16 protein-coding genes are annotated in these 20,197 nt (G+C 42.0%); 10 read left to right on the forward strand and 6 right to left on the reverse strand.

Annotated features, from left to right (window positions below):
- Positions 1 to 15: 15 nt before the first annotated feature.
- The 6 genes from EBB54_RS30460 to EBB54_RS26990 form a co-directional block, all read right to left on the reverse strand.
- A complete protein-coding gene (locus tag EBB54_RS30460; RefSeq protein ID WP_162307215.1) occupies positions 16 to 864 on the reverse strand; it encodes an FMN-binding protein in 849 nt (282 codons plus the stop codon).
- 6 nt (positions 865 to 870) lie between these two features.
- Complete coding sequence (locus EBB54_RS26970; protein ID WP_243127831.1) at positions 871 to 1,707, reverse strand: carbohydrate ABC transporter permease; 837 nt, start codon at positions 1,705 to 1,707, stop codon at positions 871 to 873.
- The gene (locus EBB54_RS26975) at positions 1,704 to 2,627 is read right to left on the reverse strand and encodes a carbohydrate ABC transporter permease (RefSeq protein WP_125129734.1); all 924 of its coding nucleotides are present in this window, start codon (positions 2,625 to 2,627) and stop codon (positions 1,704 to 1,706) included. Before EBB54_RS26975 ends, EBB54_RS26970 begins: the two co-directional genes overlap by 4 nt.
- A 21-nt stretch (positions 2,628 to 2,648) precedes the next feature.
- The gene (locus EBB54_RS26980; RefSeq protein ID WP_243127832.1) at positions 2,649 to 4,031 is read right to left on the reverse strand and encodes an ABC transporter substrate-binding protein; all 1,383 of its coding nucleotides are present in this window, start codon (positions 4,029 to 4,031) and stop codon (positions 2,649 to 2,651) included.
- Positions 4,032 to 4,446: 415 nt separating this feature from the next.
- A complete protein-coding gene (locus EBB54_RS26985) occupies positions 4,447 to 6,060 on the reverse strand; it encodes a response regulator (RefSeq protein ID WP_125129735.1) in 1,614 nt (537 codons plus the stop codon).
- Positions 6,035 to 7,798, reverse strand: a complete 1,764-nt coding sequence (locus EBB54_RS26990; RefSeq protein ID WP_125129736.1) for a sensor histidine kinase — start codon at positions 7,796 to 7,798, stop codon at positions 6,035 to 6,037. Before EBB54_RS26990 ends, EBB54_RS26985 begins: the two co-directional genes overlap by 26 nt.
- Positions 7,799 to 8,742: 944 nt before the next feature.
- On the opposite strand from EBB54_RS26990, the gene EBB54_RS27005 reads away from it, so the two are divergent.
- The 10 genes from EBB54_RS27005 (at position 8,743) to EBB54_RS27050 (ending at position 20,154) form a co-directional block, all read left to right on the forward strand.
- A complete protein-coding gene (locus EBB54_RS27005) occupies positions 8,743 to 10,056 on the forward strand; it encodes a zinc ribbon domain-containing protein (protein ID WP_125129737.1) in 1,314 nt (437 codons plus the stop codon).
- Between the two features lie 307 nt (positions 10,057 to 10,363).
- Positions 10,364 to 11,707, forward strand: a complete 1,344-nt coding sequence (locus EBB54_RS27010) for a hypothetical protein (protein ID WP_125129738.1) — start codon at positions 10,364 to 10,366, stop codon at positions 11,705 to 11,707.
- A 39-nt stretch (positions 11,708 to 11,746) separates the two neighbouring features.
- A complete protein-coding gene (locus tag EBB54_RS27015; protein WP_162307216.1) occupies positions 11,747 to 13,024 on the forward strand; it encodes a glycosyltransferase family 2 protein in 1,278 nt (425 codons plus the stop codon).
- A 9-nt stretch (positions 13,025 to 13,033) separates the two neighbouring features.
- Entirely contained in the window at positions 13,034 to 13,444 is a 411-nt protein-coding gene (locus EBB54_RS27020) for a hypothetical protein (protein ID WP_125129740.1), read from the forward strand.
- 20 nt (positions 13,445 to 13,464) lie between these two features.
- Positions 13,465 to 14,571, forward strand: coding sequence for a CDP-glycerol glycerophosphotransferase family protein (locus tag EBB54_RS27025; RefSeq protein ID WP_125129741.1), 1,107 nt, complete (start codon positions 13,465 to 13,467; stop codon positions 14,569 to 14,571).
- A complete protein-coding gene (locus EBB54_RS27030; protein WP_125129742.1) occupies positions 14,568 to 15,479 on the forward strand; it encodes a glycosyltransferase family 8 protein in 912 nt (303 codons plus the stop codon). The genes EBB54_RS27025 and EBB54_RS27030 overlap by 4 nt, the downstream gene beginning before the upstream one ends.
- On the forward strand, positions 15,473 to 16,552 hold the full coding sequence (locus EBB54_RS27035; RefSeq protein WP_125129743.1) for a nucleoside-diphosphate sugar epimerase/dehydratase: 1,080 nt from the start codon (positions 15,473 to 15,475) through the stop codon (positions 16,550 to 16,552). Before EBB54_RS27030 ends, EBB54_RS27035 begins: the two co-directional genes overlap by 7 nt.
- 46 nt (positions 16,553 to 16,598) lie before the next feature.
- Complete coding sequence (locus tag EBB54_RS27040) at positions 16,599 to 17,516, forward strand: glycosyltransferase family 8 protein (RefSeq protein ID WP_125129744.1); 918 nt, start codon at positions 16,599 to 16,601, stop codon at positions 17,514 to 17,516.
- 546 nt (positions 17,517 to 18,062) lie between these two features.
- Positions 18,063 to 18,956 (forward strand): 6-hydroxymethylpterin diphosphokinase MptE-like protein, encoded by an 894-nt coding sequence (locus EBB54_RS27045; protein WP_162307217.1) that lies wholly within the window; start codon positions 18,063 to 18,065, stop codon positions 18,954 to 18,956.
- Between the two features lie 31 nt (positions 18,957 to 18,987).
- Positions 18,988 to 20,154: a hypothetical protein gene (locus EBB54_RS27050; RefSeq protein ID WP_125129746.1), complete on the forward strand. Its 1,167-nt coding sequence runs from the start codon at positions 18,988 to 18,990 to the stop codon at positions 20,152 to 20,154.
- Positions 20,155 to 20,197: the final 43 nt, after the last annotated feature.

Raw genomic sequence — 20,197 nt, forward strand, 5'->3', positions numbered from 1 at the left:
TGATATACCTTTCTTTTACGTAGTCTGTTTCAGAGCGCAGTCTTTTTCCAGCTCCGCCCACATTTCTTTCGCCAGCTTCATGTAATTTCCCCAGGCACGCCTGAAAAATTCGCCTTCGGAAAAACGCAGTCCGTTCAGGTCGAGCAGATCCTGGCATTCGATCACATGCTCTTTCCACATATCGAACAGAGCATTAAAACCGCATGGATAATCAGACACATAATCCAGGGAATAATATTTGGACTGCCTGTAATATGGCTTTAGTTCCTCTTCTTCTATATCATCCGGGGAATCCGCGAAAATCTCATCATAGAAGCAGGAAACGATCCGCCCATTTTCTATGACGACCTGCAGCCTCCCCGTGATCCCGCCCCCGACGGGACGGGCGAGCCCGTAGTAATCTCCGTTTGAATGTGTGCCGAGCCTCCTGCTGATCTTTTCGGCCAGGACCAGCATAGATTCCCGGATGCTGTTGGACGCTCCGGTCAGCAGGTCGAACTGTCCGTCCAGGCGGTTTTCGCGCAGCATCTGGTCCTCCATATGTCTCATTCCATTAACAAGCACGACCCTGGTAGAAGCCGTGCGTTCGCGTGACGCCTGCAGAAATGCGTAATCAGAATACCGTTTGTTTGCATTTTGATACTTGCGGATGTAATAGACCGGCGAATTAAATTCATTAAATTCGACCATCTGCAGACTGCCGTTTTTCCAGACCGCCTCCATGACTCCATAAAAATCCTTCGGGCCTCCCGGATGCGGCGTAAACCATCCTTCTTCCCTGTAATATTCCCCTTTGACCAGCCCCGGCTCAGGCTGGACGTTCCAACTCAACGAATCTAAAATCGATATTGTCTTTTCTCTCATGTTTCACTATCCTTTCACGGATCCCGATGTCATTCCCTGGATCAAATACTTCTGCGCCAAAAGCAAAAACAGGATGGAGGGAATGATCCCTATCGTAGATGCGGCCATCATCTGCCCCCAGGAATTTGAATTTTGGGAGAGATATTCCTGCAGCCCGACGGTAAGCGTTGCCAGCTGCGGATTTTTTACAAAGGTATTTGAAAATGTATATTCATTCCATACATTTAAAAAAGTAAAGATACCAGATGTTGCGATTCCGGGAAGCGACACCGGAATAATGATCTTTACCAGCGTGTGAAATCTTCCGCCTCCGTCTATGTACGCCGATTCCTCAAGCTCATAGGGCACAGTGTCAAAAAAGCCTTTCATCAGCCAGATTGAAAACGGCAGGTTCAGACACGTATAGCTGAGGATCAGAGACATATGTGTATCGATCAGGTGCAGATTTTTATAGATCAGGAACAGCGGAATGATCATCAGCATCATGGGAAACATCTGCAGTACCGTGACGCCGCTTCCATACAGTGCGAACAGCTTTCCCCTGCACCGGGAGAGTGCGTACCCTGAAAAGCAGGCCAGAACCACACAGATGCAGGAAACGATCACCCCGATCTTCAGGCTGTTCATGGTCGTCATAATAAAATCACCTTCCAGGACCTTTACGAAAGAATCCAGTACAGGCTTCGCAGGAAGCAGCGAAGTATTGGAAAGCGCCTCGGCGTCTCCTTTAAAAGCAGTTCCGACCATCCCGATGATCGGAAGACAATACAAAAGTGCAAACAGGGTCAGTACAATATAGAGTACGGCATCGACGGCGGTTTTCTTTCTTCCTCTGTGCATCATATTGAAACTTCTCCTTTCCGGCCTTCCCTGCTGCATATCCGGCGTATGAGCAGAAAGACCGCGGCAGTAAGCAGCATACAGATGATCAGCGTTGTGGCGATGGCTGCCGCATAGGACAGGTTCTGCCGGTAAAACGCAGTATAATAGGAATAGATCGGCAGGGTAAATGTATGCCCGTTCGGACCGCCGCCGGTCAGAAGCCAGATGTTTTCAAAGTTATTGATCGTCCAGATAAAATTCAGCGTGACGGATATAAAAGAAACCGGCCATATAAGCGGCAGCGTGATGCTTCTCAGCATCCGTATGCTTCCGGCCCCGTCCATGCATGCCGCCTCATATAATTCTTGCGGCACACTCTGCAGCCCTGCAAGCAGCGTGATCATCATAAACGGCATCGCCTTCCAGACAGAGATCAGGATGACCATCGGCCGGATCCACCGGTAGTCCGCTAAAAATAAAACAGGATGGTCGATCAGATGCAGTTTTTCCAGGCAGGTATTGATAAATCCAAACTGGTCATTTAAGATCCATGACCAGTTTGTCATTGCTACAACAGAGGGGATGATCCACGGCAGCAGAAAAATCGTCCTGTAGACCGCGCGTCCATGGATATCCCGGTTTAAGGCAAGCGCAAGGGCCAGCCCGATAACATAGGATATCAATACCACAAGCGTTGTGTATACAAGTGTAAAAGCCAGGCTTCCTAAAAATTCACTGTCGCGGAACAGCTTTATATAATTCTCCAGGAAAACAAATTTCGTCTGCTCCGGCCGCATCAGGTTCCGGTTTGTAAAACTCATCCAGATCCCGTTCAGCAGCGGATACACGCTGATAAACAGAAACAATACTGTGGATGGAAGCAGGAGCTTATATCCAAACAGGTTTTTCTCCCGTTCTCTTCGGTTTGATTTGTTTTTCATATCTCCCTCCGATGATACGGCCTAATTGCTGTTATAGCTTTCGAACACGTTATTTATAGCTTCCTGTGCTTTCGCCAGGTCTCCCTTGGGGTCTGAGGACCCCATCAAAAGTGCTTCTACCGGCTGGCCGATGATATTTTCCATCAGGATCTGGTCTGTTGCTGCTGGACTGAAGGGCGAAGGCCAGATCAGCTCTTCATAATAATCCGTATACTTCGAATATTCTCCGATCTCCCAGTCTGTTTCAAAAAATGGATCTTCAAAGTAACTCTGTCTTAATGGAAGCAGTCCGCCGTGCCCTTCTGTAAATACGCCAAGATTATTTTTCGTAAACCACTCAATAAATTCTTTGGTCTCCTCAGGATATTTTGTCTGAGCAAATCCCATGATGCCTCCGGTACGCATGACATAACGGGGGTCATCCGCGCTTGGTCCTACAATAGGTCCCATCATCCGGGTCTTTGACATCAACTCCTCATTTGCCGCCACATGAGAGGCGGGGGCGTTCCACACCATTGCGACTTTTCCGGACTGATACAGTTTTTCTAGATCAGCCTGATTGTAAGTGACCATTCCTTCCGGAAAATATTCGTTTTCCTTCATCGTCTTAAAAAATTCCATACATTCCAGCGCTTTCGGATCATCCAGGGCGCCGCCGGTTCCTTCCTCATTGATCCAGCTTGTGCCATTGGAAAAGAGGACATTGATCATGGCATTGCTGCTGTTCTGATCCAGAGTGCAGAAAGAAAATGGGATGATATCGCCGTTGTATTTCTGTTTTATGGCTTCGCACATCTCAAACAGCTTTTCCCATGTGACCGGCTGATCCAGGTCGTTGAATCCAAGCTCATCCTCCAGGATGTCAGTCCTGTAGTAAACGGTAGTTCCGTTGGTAACGTAAGGAAGTGCATAATATCTGCCGTCTTTTTTTCCGATATCGATCGTTCCGGGCAGAAAATCATCCAGAACCTCGTCGTCCTCCTGCTCCCATTTTTCCACGATATCTGTAATGTCCAGTACCTCTCCGGCTTCGATCCAATTTGCGATCCGGTAAGAGATAGAAGATGTGATATCCGGAGGCGAACCGGCTGCGATCGAGGTCTGGTACTGCTCCATAAATCCGCTCCAGCTCAGCATCTGCAGTCTGACTGTAGCGCTGTGTCCGCCGGAATTATACTCATCAATGATTTTCAGCAGGGCAGGCTCATACGTATCAGCCGGCCCGTATGGAAGTTCCCAGAATACCAACTCTGGCTTTTCCTGCTTTTCGTTATCTTCCGCCTCGTTTCCCTGCGTTTCCTTCTGTGCATCCCCGGTCTGGGTATTTCCGCATGCTGCCATTCCAAGACAGAGCAGAAGGCTCAGCCCTGCACTTATGAAACGTTTTCCTTTTCTTCTCATCATGTTCCTCCTTTGCGTGTGAAATTTTTTCCACCTGTACGGTTGCAATCCGCAGTCACATTTTTATGCAATTTATTGCAATGAAAATGCGACCGCGGATTAGCAACCTACCTCATTAATGAGTAAAATGTGACTGCGTTAGCAGGCACAAAAGTGCGAAGCACGGATTTTACGAATGAATGAGGTGGGATGGATGCTCAAAGAGCATCCAACCGCACAGCTGGAATTTTTTTTGCTTTGATATAGTTATTTTACCTGTCTGTCACTTTTTATAAAACCTATAATTTTACTGATAATATCTTTAAAACCATATTTTTTATTCCTGCATTCTGTTTTTCGTTGATCATTGATACCTCAATTCAACACTTTATCCTAAAATTCAATACCATACTGTATATAATAGAAAAAATGAAGCCGGTTAACTTCCGGCTTCACTTTCTTTGAAAGGGTTTTTATATTTATTTCTGTAATCGCGCGCGCTGCAGCCGGTATATTTCAGAAAACAGACGGAGAAATATTTATAGCCGCTGAACCCGACCTCTTCCGCGATCTCATAGGTTTTTTTATCCGTGGAAACCAGGAGTTCCTTTGCACGGCCTACCCGATACCGGTTAAGCCAGTCTCCCAGCCGGCAGCCCACATCAGAAAAAAATACGCGTCCAAGATAGTTGGGTGAGGCAAATACGATCTTGGAAAGTGATTTTAAAGTGATATCCTCCGAATAGTGGGCCTGCATATATCGAATGGATTTTTGGGTCAGCTCTGAATATTGCGCGGCAACCGGTTCCTGTCCGCTGAACTTTCTCTGCAGAAACTGCAGCATCCAGCTTTTCAGCTCCATGGCGTCCCGAAATTCATCAACGACCGGAACCTGGGCCGTTTCTTTGGCGGATTCTCTGGAAGGAAGATGCATGGCAAACAGACAGAGCTGATCACAGAACTTCTTTACCTTCCGAAAATCCATCCGTAATTCTTTGTAGCTTTCAAACAGATTTTCAAAACCGGCCAACGCCTTTTCGTAACGTTCGGAAGCCAGATCCGTGATGATCTCCCTCTCTTTTCCGGACAGGTATTCCGGCGTTTCATCCATGGACGGCTTTTCAGAAACATAACAAATGTGTCTGTCTGGTTCCCAGGCGGATAACAGAACCGCATTTTCCGCAGAGATAAAGGACTTGCAGAGATCCACAGGAGATTCTACAGGCGATCCGATTCCGATGTAAACCTGCTCTGTGCCGCAGGCTGTGATCGTGCCCAGCAGTTCCAAAGCCAGAGACTGGCACTTTCCTGCGGAATCGTCCTGGTTTTCGGCATTCACCAGAAAAAGAAAAGGGGCGTCTCCGGTTTCACACCAGAAAACATCGTTATAATTCCGGATCACCTGATTGATCTTCTGCATAAACTGCCAGAAGTTCATATCCAGTTCCTGCCCGGACCGGTATCCGTCGTCAAATAAGGTGCCTCTTGTATCTGCCAGCATTACCCTATAGACGGGGCCGGACATCGGAATCTCCAGAAGCTGCGATTTCTTTTGGATCTGTTTCAGCTCTGTGATGCTGCCGTTCATAAGCTCATTGATAAAATGCATCTGGATGATGGGGATATTTTCATCCAGGAAGGCATCACGCTTCAGATTTTCCTGCCATTTCTGACGTTCGTCCAAAAGCTCCTTTTTTGCTTTCAGGACAGCTTCAATGATCTTATCTGCCCCCGCAGGCTTCAGCAGGTATTCTACGGCTTTTAGCCGCAGTGCGGCCTGCAGATATGGAATGTCGCTGTATCCGCTCAGAAGGATTACTTTCAGTTCAGGAAGCATTTCCTTCAGCCGGCGGGTCATCTCGATTCCATCCATCCGGTCCATCCGTATATCTGTCAGCAGGATATCCGGCCTGACATGCATTGCGATACGCAGCGCTGATTCCGCATTTTCCGCCTCGGCGGCCAGCTCGATCTCCCATGCGTCCCAGGAAATATACTCTCGTAATCCTCTGCGGATATTAACTTCATCATCTACGATCATCAATTTGATCATGTGGCCCGCCCTCCTTTCCAGGCTGAATGACCGTCACCTTCGTACCGCCCTCAGGGATATTTTCAAAATGGATTCCGTAATCTTTTCCATAGATCAGCTGAATGCGGTCATTGATATTTTTTATGCCGAATCCCCGGTTGTCTTTTCCGGTATGCATCAGCAGCAGATTCATGTCCAGGATGTCCACTCCCCGGCCGTTATCCGTGACGGTATATACGATATCCTCTCCGGATGCAAATATTTTCACCTCGATCTTTCCATGCTCCATATCCTGTATGCCATGCAGGATCGCATTTTCCACTAAGGGCTGCAATACAAGCTTAACGACTGTGCGGGAAAGAAGGCCCTCTTCTGCGTCCAGGCTGAAATCAAAAGGCCGTTTGCTCTGCCGCCGCAGTATGATATAATACCGGAGATGCTCGATCTCATTTTCCACGGATGTAAATTCATCCTTTCCGGAAAGAGCCTGCCGGAAAAAGCAGGACAGCGAACTGATCATATCACTTGTTTCCGGTGCGTTTTCCATTTTTGCGGTCCAATAGATCATGTCCAGAGTATTATAGAGAAAATGCGGATTCACCTGTGCATGGAGGGAACGGAGTTCCAGTTCTTTTCTCCGGAGATTTACCAGGTAAACCTCCTCGATCAGAGACTGGATCTTTTCTGCCATGGCATTGAACTGGCGGGCAAGAAAGCTGATCTCATCGTTCCCATCTACCCGGACCCGAGCGGAGAACTGCTGATCCTCCAAAAGCTTCATGTGTTCTGCAATATTTTCCAGGGGCCGGCTCATCTTCCTTGAAATGATGCGTGCTATCAAAAAGCAAAAGGTAAAGCAGAGTACGGCCAGGATGAGAAGCTGGCTTACGCTGTCCCAGAGCTGGGCTTTTACCGCAACAGGTTCTGACAGGCTGTAAACGATCCAGCCGCTGTCTCCCAGATAATGCGGGGCGGCGAAAAGCTTCGAGTGATTTTCTCCATAGACTGTTAAAATGCCTCCATTTTGCCGGTACAACTGTTCATATGAGACCAGGTCTTCAGATAACTCCGGCCCACCCTCTGAAATGGATGCATAGCGTATCTTTTCTTTTTCGTCTATGATAAAATAGCTTGTTGCGTTCATCTCGCTGTTTAAAAAGAGTTCTTTCAATGCGGATGTATTCAGATAGACTTTTACCAGGCCGATCGTCTCCTGGGTATTGTCCGGATTTCGGAGCAGCCTGCACTGGTAAATCCTTTTTTCCAATGCTCCATCCACGATGCCTTCACTTTCTTCCACGTCCCAATAGGACTGCCCGTTTAACTGCCGGGCCTTTTCCCAATCCTTGTCCGTGATGTTCTGCGGAAAGTAGCCGTTTGCCAGAATCTGGCCGTTTTTGCCTGCGATCTGAATCGACTGGATGGAATCGTTTGTATTTTTCAGATAGTTCAGGCTGTTGTAGATCTTTCCCATCTGCACAGAGCTTTCATATGCATTTTCACTGCCGGTCTGTCCCTTCAAAAACTTTTTGATATCCGGGTCTACGAGTATGAACAGGGAGGCTTCATCGATATCATCAAAGACCATCTCCGTTACAGAGCCGATTTTTTTCATTCCGAAGATCAGGCTGCTGCGGTAATTTTCTTCTACTTTTTTTACGGAAGTGAAGATGTTGAAGGCGGTAAATGCGATCAGAGGAATCAGCATAAAGAATAAAGACAGTATAAAGATTTTCTTCTGGAGGCTGTATTTATGCATGTGTTTCTCCTATTTTTTCTATCCTGGCCGGAGATTTTCCATCGGTTTCCGGTTCGGTCTGATGCCATCATTATATCATCCTCTAAACGTATTCACAAGAAAATGAAACATGTACCGTCTCACTTACGACTTCTGGACCACGAAATGCTTCGTGGAGTCTAAAAATTCCTGTATCAGATTTTTCGTGCGTTCTGGAGACTGGCAGGGCTTGCAGAATGAAGCAAGACAGTGGTATTCCCGGATGATGGATAATCTGGAATCCGATTATTATACATTGTATAAAAATGAATAACGATTCAGACGGACTATGTCCATACGGAAAAGGAGGGGAATTTAAAAAGAAAGCATTATAAAAACGGCATATTCTTTGAGAAGATGCCGTTTTTCGTAGATTGCCTTAATCTGCGAACACACTTTTGAACACAATAATATCAATTCTAATAGCAAAAAGCTATCATCCAACTTTACACGGAAAATTATACTCGTCATATCTATATTTGTCAATTAAATATTCAAAATTACCTTATAATCCCAACTATCGATTTATAAATTTCCGAATGAAAGCTATCCCAACTTTATGAGTTTATTTTATTATGGGTCAAAAAAAGGGTCCGTTTCTTATGTTGAGGCGCACGATGAAATTGCAGCCTGCCGTTATTCTTTCCTAAAGGGAAATCAAAAGTCCGAACGCGGGCATAAAAATATATTTTCTATTATTTATGGTCAATAAATGGGTCAGTGATCTCCGCAATGAGCATATTCTTCAAATGAAAAGCCACTTTTCGCAGATTAAGGCAATCTGCGAAAATTTGTGTTTCTTCCTCCTTTAGTTCAATACCTTGTTAGCTGCAGCGAGGGGCATAAAAATAGAAGTGAAACCTAACATTTATTTCTAACCTTTTATATTTATAAATATAGACTTTATGCAAGAAAGGGAATATGATATGCCGCCGGAGACAATATGTAAGACGGTCCGACAGTATAGCAGCGGGCGGATTCCAGAGCAGGATATGAAGAAGCTGCAGGAAATCTCGGAGGACTATCGGAAGGTAAAGAATTATGTATATGCACGTTACGGAGGAAAACAGAGCCTGTCAAAACTTTATCCCGGATATACTGTTCAGAATGAAATGACAAAAAGCGGGTTGCGGATCGATCTTAATCTGCCGGCTGTATATTTTTACCTTGCTGTCTTTGACGCTTTGGGAGATATTAAAAGCCAGTGGACGCGGACAAAAGCGAAAATCCTGAAATTAGTAAAACTGAATGATCATTTATCAGAAGAAGAAAAACATTATATTCGTTTTGTACTGAAAATAAGTAATGCGTTCGAAGCCGTACTGAATCAGAAACCCATCAGACTGCCATGCAATATGCAGGAAAATTATGATAGGATCGCAGTACAGGTAGATACAGAGAAATTGCATCGTTACCTGTGCAGACAGGCACGGAAATATTACGTAAAGCAGCACACAGACAAAACAGCAGGCTTTGCGATTGCAGAAAGAGCATATCGTTATGGAGACCATGGTATCTATATTTCTACAAAAGAAAAGAGAAAACGTGTCTTTGTACCATTGACAGACAATAATAAGTATAAAAATCAACTTTATATTAAGCTGTACCCCGAGGAAAACCGGATTGAGATAAAAGTTCCGGTCTATGTGGCGGTCCGTTTCCATGAGGATTATAAAAATCAGGTGGGTTTAGCAGTGGGGATGTTCATAATGCTGACAACAGATACAGGGCACTCTTATGGCAGAGAGCTGGGAAAATATCAAATGACATATGCAGAATGGATGCGCAAACAGACAAAGGAATACAACCACAATCGCGCTGAAAATCCGGGGAGGAAAAAATATCACGCTAAGAAAAAACGGTATGAAGAGCAGATGCATAGTTATATCAATCATGAGTTAAACCGTTTTTTAAAGACTGAACAGCCAAAAACAGTTTATATTGTTAAACTGCCGAAGCCCAAGATGGGAGGCGTAAACAAGAAGATCAACTACTCCGTATCTATGTGGCAAAGAGGATATATTAGGAACCGACTTACGCAGAAATGTAAGGAACAGTCAATAGAACTTGTAGAAGTTCTGGGGAAGAATATCAGCAGTGAATGCAGCTGCTGCGGAGCTTCAGGATATAAGAAAGATGGAAACTTTTTCTGTGAGGCATGCGGGTATCATGCAGAGGAAAAGACAAATACAGCACAAAATGTGCTGAAACGCGGCAAAGCGGGAAAAATTGTAAGATAACAGGATCATAGCAACGGCATTCCAGATAAATTTCGGTGAAGAACCGGGTTTTACCAAGACTGATTTGGACTGGAAAGGGCGATTATGATAAATAAAAATAGTACGGCATTAGAAGGCAGACTTCTTAAAAACAGAGAAGCTGCGTATTGGGTATGCCAAGACCGCGGGAACACGGCAGACCGTGATGTACCGGGGAGCGAAGCGGAAATATCCGCATCATCCGAGGCTTTTTAATACTGCCTTTGTGATGACCAATATGCCTTATTTAAAAAATGCTTGAATTAAAAAAGACAGGGAAGCGAAAAAAATGAGAACGGCTCAAAAAAAGCAGCTTGAAGATTTTATGGAACTGCTTGAACAGGCACAGGATGAAATTAAAAATGCCATAGAGCAGAAAAAAATTGAAAACGCATTAAGACTGTTGGGGGACTGCCAGGAAGGAGCGATTTCGGTAGGAAATCTGATAGAAAAAACAGAAGGTGAAGATGCGGCGGCGATTCAGCTCATAGAGGATTACTGTGAACTGGTTTATCAGATTCATGAAAAACTTTCAGAGGGAGCAGGCATCAATGTGACCAAAATCTATAAACTGCTGCGACAGTCATTTTTTAAAATCAACCATGAGATCCGTCATAATATTAAGGTTCGGCGGGAAGTGGTATTTTTACCATATAAGGCATCGATGTGGGACAGCCTTGAAAGTGTGTGGCAGGCAGCAGATGATGACCCGGATTGTGATGCCTTTGTGATACCGATTCCTTATTATGATAGAAAATCGGATGGGAGTTTTGATGTTCTTCACTATGAGGCGGACTTGTACCCGGATTATGTACCGGTGACAAAATATGAAAACTATGATTTTGAGAATCGAAAACCGGATATGATTTTTATACATAGCCCATATGACGACTGCAATTATGTGACAAGCGTACCGCCGTTTTTCTATTCTAAAAATTTAAAACGATTTACAGATTGTTTAGTATATGTACCGTATTTCATTTTAAGCGAGATTGACCCGGAGAATCAGAGAGAGGTAAAAGGAATGGAACATTTCTGTACGGTTCCGGGGGTTATGAATGCGGATAAAGTTGTTGTACAGTCAGAAGATATGCGTAAGATATATGTCAATGTACTGACAGAGGCAGCAGGGACAGACAGCAGGAAATATTGGGAAGATAAGATATTGGGACTGGGTTCGCCGAAGATAGACAAAATACTTGGCACAAAGAAAGAAGAATTGAAAATCCCGGAGGAGTGGAGGAAGATCATTCAAAAACCGGATGGGAGCAGGAAGAAAATTATTCTTTATAATACGAGTGTCAGTGCGCTGCTGCATTATGGGGAAGCAATGTTGGAAAAAATGAAAAGTGTTTTTGATATCTTCTATAAAAATCGAGAAGATGTGGCTTTTTTCTGGAGGCCCCATCCATTGATCGAGGCAACGATCAAATCTATGAGACCGGGATTATGGGCTGATTATCAGCAGTTGGTGAACAGGTATCTTGCTGACGGGTGGGGGATTTATGATGATACGCCAAACATTGACAGAGCGATCCTTCTAAGCGACGCCTATTATGGAGATAGAAGCAGCGTTATACAGCTTTGTCAAAAAATCGGGCTGCCCATTATGATACAGAATGTGGAAATGTGATAAATGAAAAAGGTATATGTTAATAATAAAGATCAAGCTTTGATATCTGTAATTGTTCCTGTTTTAAATACTGCGGGCTATATCAGGGAATGCCTGGAGAGTATTAAAAATCAGACATATAAGAATCTTGAAATTCTGTGTGTGGACGGCGGGTCAACAGACGGCACTTTGGAAATCCTTGAAAAATATGCGTTAGCAGATGACAGGATTCAAATTATCACGGATGTAAGAGGAAGCTACGGAAAACAGATCAACCGCGGGATTCATACGGCTGCGGGAGAATATGTAGCAATCGCGGAACCAGATGATCACATCGCTTTGGATATGTATGAAAAACTGTATGAAGAGGCTTTTTATACAAATGCAGATATCATCAAAAGCGACTATATGTTATTCATCGGAGATGGCCGGAATAGATCGTATATGCCGAAGTGCGCTGCTGACGCACAATGGTATGGAACAGATCTATCGGCAGCGGTCAGGACAGATCTGTTTGACTACGGGCCGGCCAACTGGTCTGGCATATACCGGAGGCAGTTTTTGCTTGAAAATCATATTTGCCATAACAACTCAGCGGGAGCTGCTTTTCAGGATATCGGCTTTTGGTTTCTGGCATTTGCCCTGGCAGAAAAAATCCGCTTTATCAGAGGCTATGGTTATCATTATCGTTTAGACAATCCGCTTTCCTCTGTTCACAGCCCGGATAAAATGTTAGGTCTTTTTGATGAATTTACATATCTGGAAGATCAACTAAAGAAACATGGGATCGCTGAAACATATGAACACCAATTCCTTTGGCAGAAATGGATCCACTATGTATGGGGATTTTACAGGACAGAAGATTCATTACGCTGTAAATATTTAAAAAGAGTTTCGGATGAGTTCGCAGAAAAAATGAGTGATCCTGGGACAGCAGCGAAACTGAGTGAGTATCAGAAAAAAGAAATAAGCAGATTAGTCGATCCAGATCAAAAATTTTTAGAGCAGTACTATGAAAATAAAAGCACGATATTAAAAATATTGAAAGAGGAAAAAGCATGTATCCTGTTTGGATGCGGCCTGGATGGGATTAATTTTTTGCTGATGGTCAGGCAGATGGGACTCTTAAATTCCATAAAAGGAATCATTGATAATGATAAAAGGATGTGGGGAAAGCGAGTTCTGGGCATAGAAGTCTTTTCAGTAAAAGAAGGATCAGAGAGTTTTCAGGATGCCTTTTATGTGATCGCGAGTGCGAGATATGGGGAGCAGATGCACAGACAGTTGGTGGATTTAGGGATTCATCAAAAAAATATTCTGATAGAAAGGATCATTTAACAGAGGTAAATGAATAGAGAACTGAGAAAGGCAAAAAATCTGTCGGATAAACATCTGATGCTCTTTTTGCTCATGAATGAGTGGTTGAAAGCAAAGCAGCGGGACAGATCGGTAGAGGAATACCTGCTGAAAGCAGGCTATAAAGAAATTGCCGTATATGGAGTAAGCTACGTAGGGCAGAGATTTTGCGATGAACTCCAGGGAAGCCGCAGCATTAAGATCAGATATTGCATAGATCAAAAGGGAAGCGGTTCGTATAAAGGGTATGATATACGTCCGCTCACTGGGAAAAACGAAGATGTGGATGCAGTCATTGTAACACCGATCTTCTATTTTGAAGAAATTAAATCTCAAATAGAAAAAGTGGTGACAGCAGAGGTGATCTCGATAGAAGAGATCATATATGGATTAGTCGGCTGACAGGTGAGAATGGTTTGTTTATGAAAAAGGAATTGTGGCTTATATCGAAACATGGAAATGATGTGGGGGATAATGCATTTGCGCTTTTTAAATATGTGAGAGAAAAGCATCCGGAAATAAGAAGTGTGTATGTGGCAGATAAAGAACAGTACAAAGCATACAAGACAGCAAAAGAAGTCGGACCGATTGTTCAATATAGAAGCTTCATGCATAAGATCTTATATTTTTTGGCTGATAAGATCGTGACTTCGCATGTGGGCGATTCAGAGCCATGGGAATATGAGAACATATTGGAATTGCGCCGCCGCTTTCCGGGATGGTCAGTGAGACAGAAGACGATCCATCTGCAGCATGGCGTTATAGATAAAAATGTGGCTCACATTTATGACATCAGTAAGAGACCTGTAGATCTGTTTATATGTTCGACATTAGCCGAGAAGGATTATATTATGGAAACCCTGCATTATCCTTCTGAACGGCTGGCATGTACCGGCCTGGCACGGTTTGATGCTCTGATGGATGCGGAATGTGAGAAGAAGATTCTTGTGATCCCAAGATACCGCAGGGATGTTATGGTCCAGTTGAGAGAGAATAAGCAGAAATTAAAATATCACTTTATGAAGAGCAGATATTATAAGAACTATCAGACGCTTATTTCAAATCAAACACTGGTCAGGAAATTAGAAGAGAGCGGATGGCAGCTGATATTCTATCCGCATTATGAAGTACAGCCTCTTATATCGTGTTTCCATGCAGAAAGCAAAAATGTAACGGTTGCGGATATGGAAAGGGAGGAACTTGACCAGCTCCTAAAAGAGTGTGCGTTGCTGATCACCGATTATTCCAGCGTGGCATTTGACTTTGCATATATGAGGAGGCCTGTGATCTATTATCAGTTCGATAAAGAAGAATTTGACTGTGAATACGGAGGAAGCTATTTTGATCATGAGCGGGACGGATTCGGCCCGGTAGTGGAGAGAGAAGACGATGTAGTAAGGTGTATTGAAAGCTTTATTGACGGCAGATTCGATAGAGACCATCAATATTACGATCGTTGTGTAAATACATTTTTATATCATGACGACCAAAATTGCAAGAGGATATTTGAGGCGATAGAGGAGGTATGATGTTGAAAGTAGTACCGGCATTTTCTGAAAAAAATATTCCTATCATGTTTGCAGCTAGTGATGCGTATATTCCACATTTAGCAATAACGATAAAATCGATTCTAATAACGAGGGATGATATACACAACTACGATATTATTGTTTTTCATCATTTGATCAAAAAAGAACGGCAGGAAAAAATAATAGACCTAGCGGATGGACCAAATATATCAATTCGTTTTTTTGAGATGGGTGAGAAACTGGAGAACTATGATTTCAGTGTACGGGAAGGTTATGGGGCTGAAAGCTTTTATAGAGCAATAGTATCAGATGTGTTACAAATGTATGAAAAAGTAATTTATCTTGATTGCGATTTAGTTGTCCTTGAAAATATTGCAAAGTTATTTGAAATAAAAAATCCTGAGGGAAAGTGTATTGCAGCTGTACGTGATATTAATGGAATTTCAGCCACATATATCAATTATGAGAGCCGGAAAGAATACATGTATAAATATTTGAAGCTGAATCATATACGAGATTACATTCAATCTGGCGTGATGGTTTTTTTTATCCAAAATATTAGGAATAAATATAGCGTTGAGCAAATTATCAAAGAGTCATGTAAACGGGAGGTCATGTTCGGCGACCAGGATGTTCTAAATAAGTTATATGTTGGGGACATTTTGCTTTTAGATATGAAATGGAATGTAATCGTAAATGTGGATAGAGTAAAATTTGAAAACCAGTATCTGCTTGCTCCGAATGAAATTGTAATGCAATATATGATGTCCAGAAAAGAGCCATACATTATACATTACGCTGGAACAAAGCCATGGAAAATACCCGATGGAGATTTTGCGGAATTATACTGGAATATAGCGAGAAAATCTTTTTTTTATGGTGAAATAATGAAGGAGTTAATATGTTAAAACAGACAATGAATGGATTCGTTATGGAAAAGCCTATTTTGGATGGGAAGGTATTTGTTTTTGCATCTTCGACAAATTCGCTGCCGATAAATGCGGTTTCTTTGGAGTCGCTGGTTACTGCTGCAAAAGATGATATTGAAGTTATTTTTTTTACAAAAGGATTTGATGGCTTGGATTATGAGCGTATAGAAAATATTGCAAGAAAGAATGACAAAGTTAAACTGTCAATCTTTTCAATAAATAATCGAAAAGAACTTCCTTATATTATTTTTTCAATGCTTTCGTTTGATAGTGATATTGCTTTTTTTATACCATTCATGCTGAAAAAATATGTAGAAGCGTATTTTGTTCGGCCAGGTACAATATTTTGTCAAATGCCCATGTTCGATTCAATATCAGAAACCTGTAAATGTATTACCGATATGCAAAATTTTGAAACCATATATTTATATAATATTCCCAAATATGTAGAGACAGTTACATTAAAAAAAATAAGAGATACTTTAATGGAAACAAATGAGACAGAAAATGGAAATATACTGAACGAAATTTTATCAGACTTTAACAAAGAACAGGTGGATTATACGGAATTTGGAAAGAGGGAAGATGGATATACAAAGAGTTTTTTATTAAATGCCGAAAAAACTTTTTTTTATGAAAAATTAATTTTCGATTCAAGTAAAAGAACGCAGGAGAGAAAAAATGTGATAAATAGTAGGTTGCTTGTTCATCTATTCCCGTTTGAAAAGATTCCGAAAGGATCAAGAATAGTGATATATGGATATGGGGATGTTGGAAGGCAATTTTTGGCTCAAATGAATGTATCTGGATTTTGTAAAGTGGTAGGAATTGTAGATAAAAACGCAAAGCTTTTAAAACGGCGAGGATATGATATACAGGCTATCGAAAAAATAGTTGATATGGATTATGAATATGTAATCATTGCAAATGCAAGTAAGACTATACAGAGAGAGATAAAAGACGGATTAGAGAGTATAGGGGTGCCCGATCATAAAATCATTTCTGTGGTTGAGAGAGAATATCAAATAGATAATGGTAGGACGATAAAATAGGCTTTTAAAGATAATAACATTACAAAAGAAATGAGAGGAAAAAAAGATGGTAGATTTATTGCCGGCCTATAAAGAAAAGAATATTCCTGTGGTACTTGCTTCTAGTGCGTATTACGCTCCGTATCTGTCTGTTACGCTGAAGTCGCTGATCGATACGGCATCTGATGAGTATAATTATGACATTCTTATTTTACATAAGGAAATTGAGGCGGATATACAATCGAAAATTAAAAGTTTAAAAAGCAGCAGTAAGAATATTTCCATACGTTTTATAGAAGTTGATTCTGCGATTAACGATAAGAAATATAATTTCAGGCCAGGATATTCAGCAGAAAGTTTTTATCGTGTTGTTATGATGAGTATATTAAATCATTATGATAAAACAATTTATCTGGATTGTGATGTGATCGTAAAAAAGAGTATTTCAGAACTTCTGACAGAATATGAGATCAGTGAATACTATGTGGCGGCCGCAAGAGATATTGATGGAATTGCAAGCTGCGTCAGTGATCATGAGAGACGAAAAAAATATATGTTTGAATTTATTAAACTGTCTCGATTGGAAGATTATTTTCAGTCCGGGGTTATGATATTTAATTTAAAGAAGATCAGAGAAGCGTTTACGATTGAGAAAATATTGGATGTATCCTGTGCATCTGAAGTTATGTTTGGAGACCAGGATGTACTGAACGCTCTTTTTCATGAAAAAACAAAGCATATAGATATGTCATGGAACACCATTATCGATCATCAAAGAAGCTGGCTGGAAACGCTGCTGCTTTTGGCGCCTGTGCAAATCGTTGATGAATATTTAGAAGCCAGGAAACATCCCGGAATCATCCATTTTGCAGGAACAAAACCATGGGATGTACCGGATTGTGATATGGCGGAGGAATATTGGAAGGCAGCGCGGCAGACACCATTTTATAATGAGATTATAAAACGTTGGCAGAGAGGGAAATAAGAAAGTTATGGTAAATGAGAGGACCAATACTGACCATTATCAATACATGAGATTTTTTGGGAGCTGACTATGAGATATGTAATCTACGGTGCGGGTGAATTAGGAAAGAAAGCTCTTTTTTTCTTAGGCTGTTTCAGGGTTTATAAATTTGCAGATAACAAAAAAGCAGGATCAAACTGTGAGGGAAAAGAAATTATAACCTATCGGGAGATGAAGGAATTATATGACAGAGAAAATGACATTATTGTCGTCATTGCGTCAGAAAAATTCTGTAAACAAATGGAAAAACAGGTCCGCGGAGATGAAATAAAACGATATTTCGTATTTCACAAAAATGATATCGACGAGATAAATGGAGTCTTGCCATCCTACTGGCTGTACCATCAAGTCGTAACGCTGTCTTATCTGCAGAGCCTGTCCAGATACTATATCGAAGAGTGCCGGTATATCGGGATATATGGGACAAATAAGTTTTTGCCTTATCTGCTTGCAGAGGTAATGGAACAGAGCCCTTTCGCAGAGCTTGTGGTGATATCAGACGGCTGTATGGATGGAGTAAATACACTGGGGATCAAGACAGCGGACTTAGAGCAATGCATTAATAATTTAGATTGCCTTATTCTGAATGTGAAGCACTGTGATGATCCTGTCAGAGAGAGATTGTCCGTGTTAAATCTTAATTTTCGTATTGTTGATCTGGCTGAACTGGAAACCTTTGAACCGGCTTATCAGCATAAAGAACTTGCTGTATATAAGGATATACACAAGGGGAAACGGATTTTTGTGATCGGCAATGGGCCAAGCCTCCGGATCGAGGATTTAGAAAGGCTGCATGAAAATGGGGAGATCTGTATAGGCGTTAATACGATTTACAGAGTATATGACAGGACGAGATGGCGCGCGGATTATATCGGGATAGGGGACTTGATGGGAATCTGCTATGAAGATATTGTCCGGCTAAAAGAAAAAATATTTCTGGCGGATAATGATCATCATATTCCATCAACGGGATGTGAGCGCGTTCCAAATATATGTTATTTTCACCAAATCCGTGAACTGTTTTATCCAAATCGTTCACGCTTTTCAGATGATCTTACAAAGGGGTTTTTCAGCGGAGCAACGATCGTATATGATTTTGGAATCCAACTGGCCGCATATATGGGGGCAAAAGAGATCTACCTTCTGGGTGTAGACAATCATTATCCAGAAGGAGATAACTGGAAGACCAGTCATTTTATTGAAGACTATTATAGTGAAGTTCAGATAAAAAAAATGAAAAATGCGGGCTTGCAATGGGCATCTATACAAACAGAAAAAACGATCAAACAATATGAAGCGGCGGAGCGCTATTCAAAAGCGCATAGTTTCAGGATTTATAATGCCACAAGAGGAGGCGCTCTTGAAGTATTTGAAAGAGTAAAATTTGACAGTTTATTTTGATAGCCATACATATACTATTGAGGGATTTTATATGCAGGATTTTATTTTAAACCATACCACCTGCGGAAAAATAATTGGCGAGAAAATGTATTTTTCTGACGGAGGTTTTAACGGTCTGTTTTGCATGGATCTGCAGTCAGAGCAATGTGGATTTATTGATTTTTTTAAAGGAGAGGAGATTGATGAATATCATCTTCATAAAAATTGTGTTTTATATCGGGAATGGCTTTTTTTCCTGCCCCAGAGAAGCCGGTTTATCCATGCATATAATATAAAGACGGGAGAACAAAACAATATTTTTATGGATAGGCAGGAGGACAGAAAACAGCGCTTTCTCTATGAAACGATGCAGTGCGGCTGCTATCTGTATCATGTCCCGATCGATACAGATACGCCGCTGCTCCGCTTGAATATGGACAGGCAGATCTTGGAGGAGGACCATAGGTTTTCGGATTGGTGCAGGAAACATATGCCGGATATTGACAGGAAGCTGGGGGCAAGATGGGCGTTTAAAGGAGAGGACATCTATGCCGTAGTGTTTGATTCCGATCTGGTCATCCGATGGAATATCACCTTAGGAGAGGGACAGATCTATCATACAGCAGAGCATTTATTCGGAATTAGTAATGCGGCAGACGGTTTCTGGCTTCTGACAATGACATCTGGCAGCATCTTTTTCTGGGCTCCGGATCAAGGGATCAAGGCTTATGCCGGGACTCAGGAAGCATTTGAGATAAAACCGTATAACCATATTATTGACACAGGAAGAATAACGGTTGCTGTCCCCACAAAAGGAGACGATCTGCAGATCAGGACAAAAGATGGATTGTTCAAAAGCTATCATCTGAGACAATACCTGTCATTTGGATTTCAAGAAGAAATGGGTTTTTACGGTTTTGATTCTGATGATAGGAGGATATGCTTGTTTTTATCATCTGGACAGGGCGCAGTAGTCTTAGATATCGAGAATCAGAAGATCAGCTGGATATCAATGCGGCTGGAAGATCCGGAACAGGTAGGACGGATAGAAACAGAAAGAATAAAAAAGCGGGTCCGCAATGGAGAGATCATAGGGGAATGTAAATGGTGGTCTTTGGAAAATCTGATTGCGGATGTAAAAGAGTACGAGCCGGATCATATGGAAACAAATATGGAATTTGGCAAAACCATCTATAAGGAGCTGTGCAAAAGGACATAAAAAGAGTTTTGCAATAAGGAATGCCGGACAGGAAGAGGACGAG

Source organism: Schaedlerella arabinosiphila (genome assembly GCF_003885045.1).
Taxonomy (GTDB): domain Bacteria; phylum Bacillota; class Clostridia; order Lachnospirales; family Lachnospiraceae; genus Schaedlerella; species Schaedlerella arabinosiphila.

Coding starts and splice junctions, on each gene's coding strand:
- EBB54_RS27050 (WP_125129746.1), top strand. CDS start 18,988: ATGCAGGATTTTATTTTAAACCATACCACCTGCGGAAAAATAATTGGC.
- EBB54_RS27010 (WP_125129738.1), top strand. CDS start 10,364: ATGAGAACGGCTCAAAAAAAGCAGCTTGAAGATTTTATGGAACTGCTT.
- EBB54_RS27035 (WP_125129743.1), top strand. CDS start 15,473: ATGTTAAAACAGACAATGAATGGATTCGTTATGGAAAAGCCTATTTTG.
- EBB54_RS26990 (WP_125129736.1), bottom strand. CDS start 7,798: ATGCATAAATACAGCCTCCAGAAGAAAATCTTTATACTGTCTTTATTC.
- EBB54_RS30460 (WP_162307215.1), bottom strand. CDS start 864: ATGAGAGAAAAGACAATATCGATTTTAGATTCGTTGAGTTGGAACGTC.
- EBB54_RS26985 (WP_125129735.1), bottom strand. CDS start 6,060: ATGATCAAATTGATGATCGTAGATGATGAAGTTAATATCCGCAGAGGA.
- EBB54_RS27025 (WP_125129741.1), top strand. CDS start 13,465: ATGAAAAAGGAATTGTGGCTTATATCGAAACATGGAAATGATGTGGGG.
- EBB54_RS27030 (WP_125129742.1), top strand. CDS start 14,568: ATGATGTTGAAAGTAGTACCGGCATTTTCTGAAAAAAATATTCCTATC.
- EBB54_RS26970 (WP_243127831.1), bottom strand. CDS start 1,707: ATGATGCACAGAGGAAGAAAGAAAACCGCCGTCGATGCCGTACTCTAT.
- EBB54_RS27040 (WP_125129744.1), top strand. CDS start 16,599: ATGGTAGATTTATTGCCGGCCTATAAAGAAAAGAATATTCCTGTGGTA.
- EBB54_RS27020 (WP_125129740.1), top strand. CDS start 13,034: ATGAATAGAGAACTGAGAAAGGCAAAAAATCTGTCGGATAAACATCTG.
- EBB54_RS26975 (WP_125129734.1), bottom strand. CDS start 2,627: ATGAAAAACAAATCAAACCGAAGAGAACGGGAGAAAAACCTGTTTGGA.
- EBB54_RS27045 (WP_162307217.1), top strand. CDS start 18,063: ATGGATGGAGTAAATACACTGGGGATCAAGACAGCGGACTTAGAGCAA.
- EBB54_RS26980 (WP_243127832.1), bottom strand. CDS start 4,031: ATGATGAGAAGAAAAGGAAAACGTTTCATAAGTGCAGGGCTGAGCCTT.
- EBB54_RS27005 (WP_125129737.1), top strand. CDS start 8,743: ATGCCGCCGGAGACAATATGTAAGACGGTCCGACAGTATAGCAGCGGG.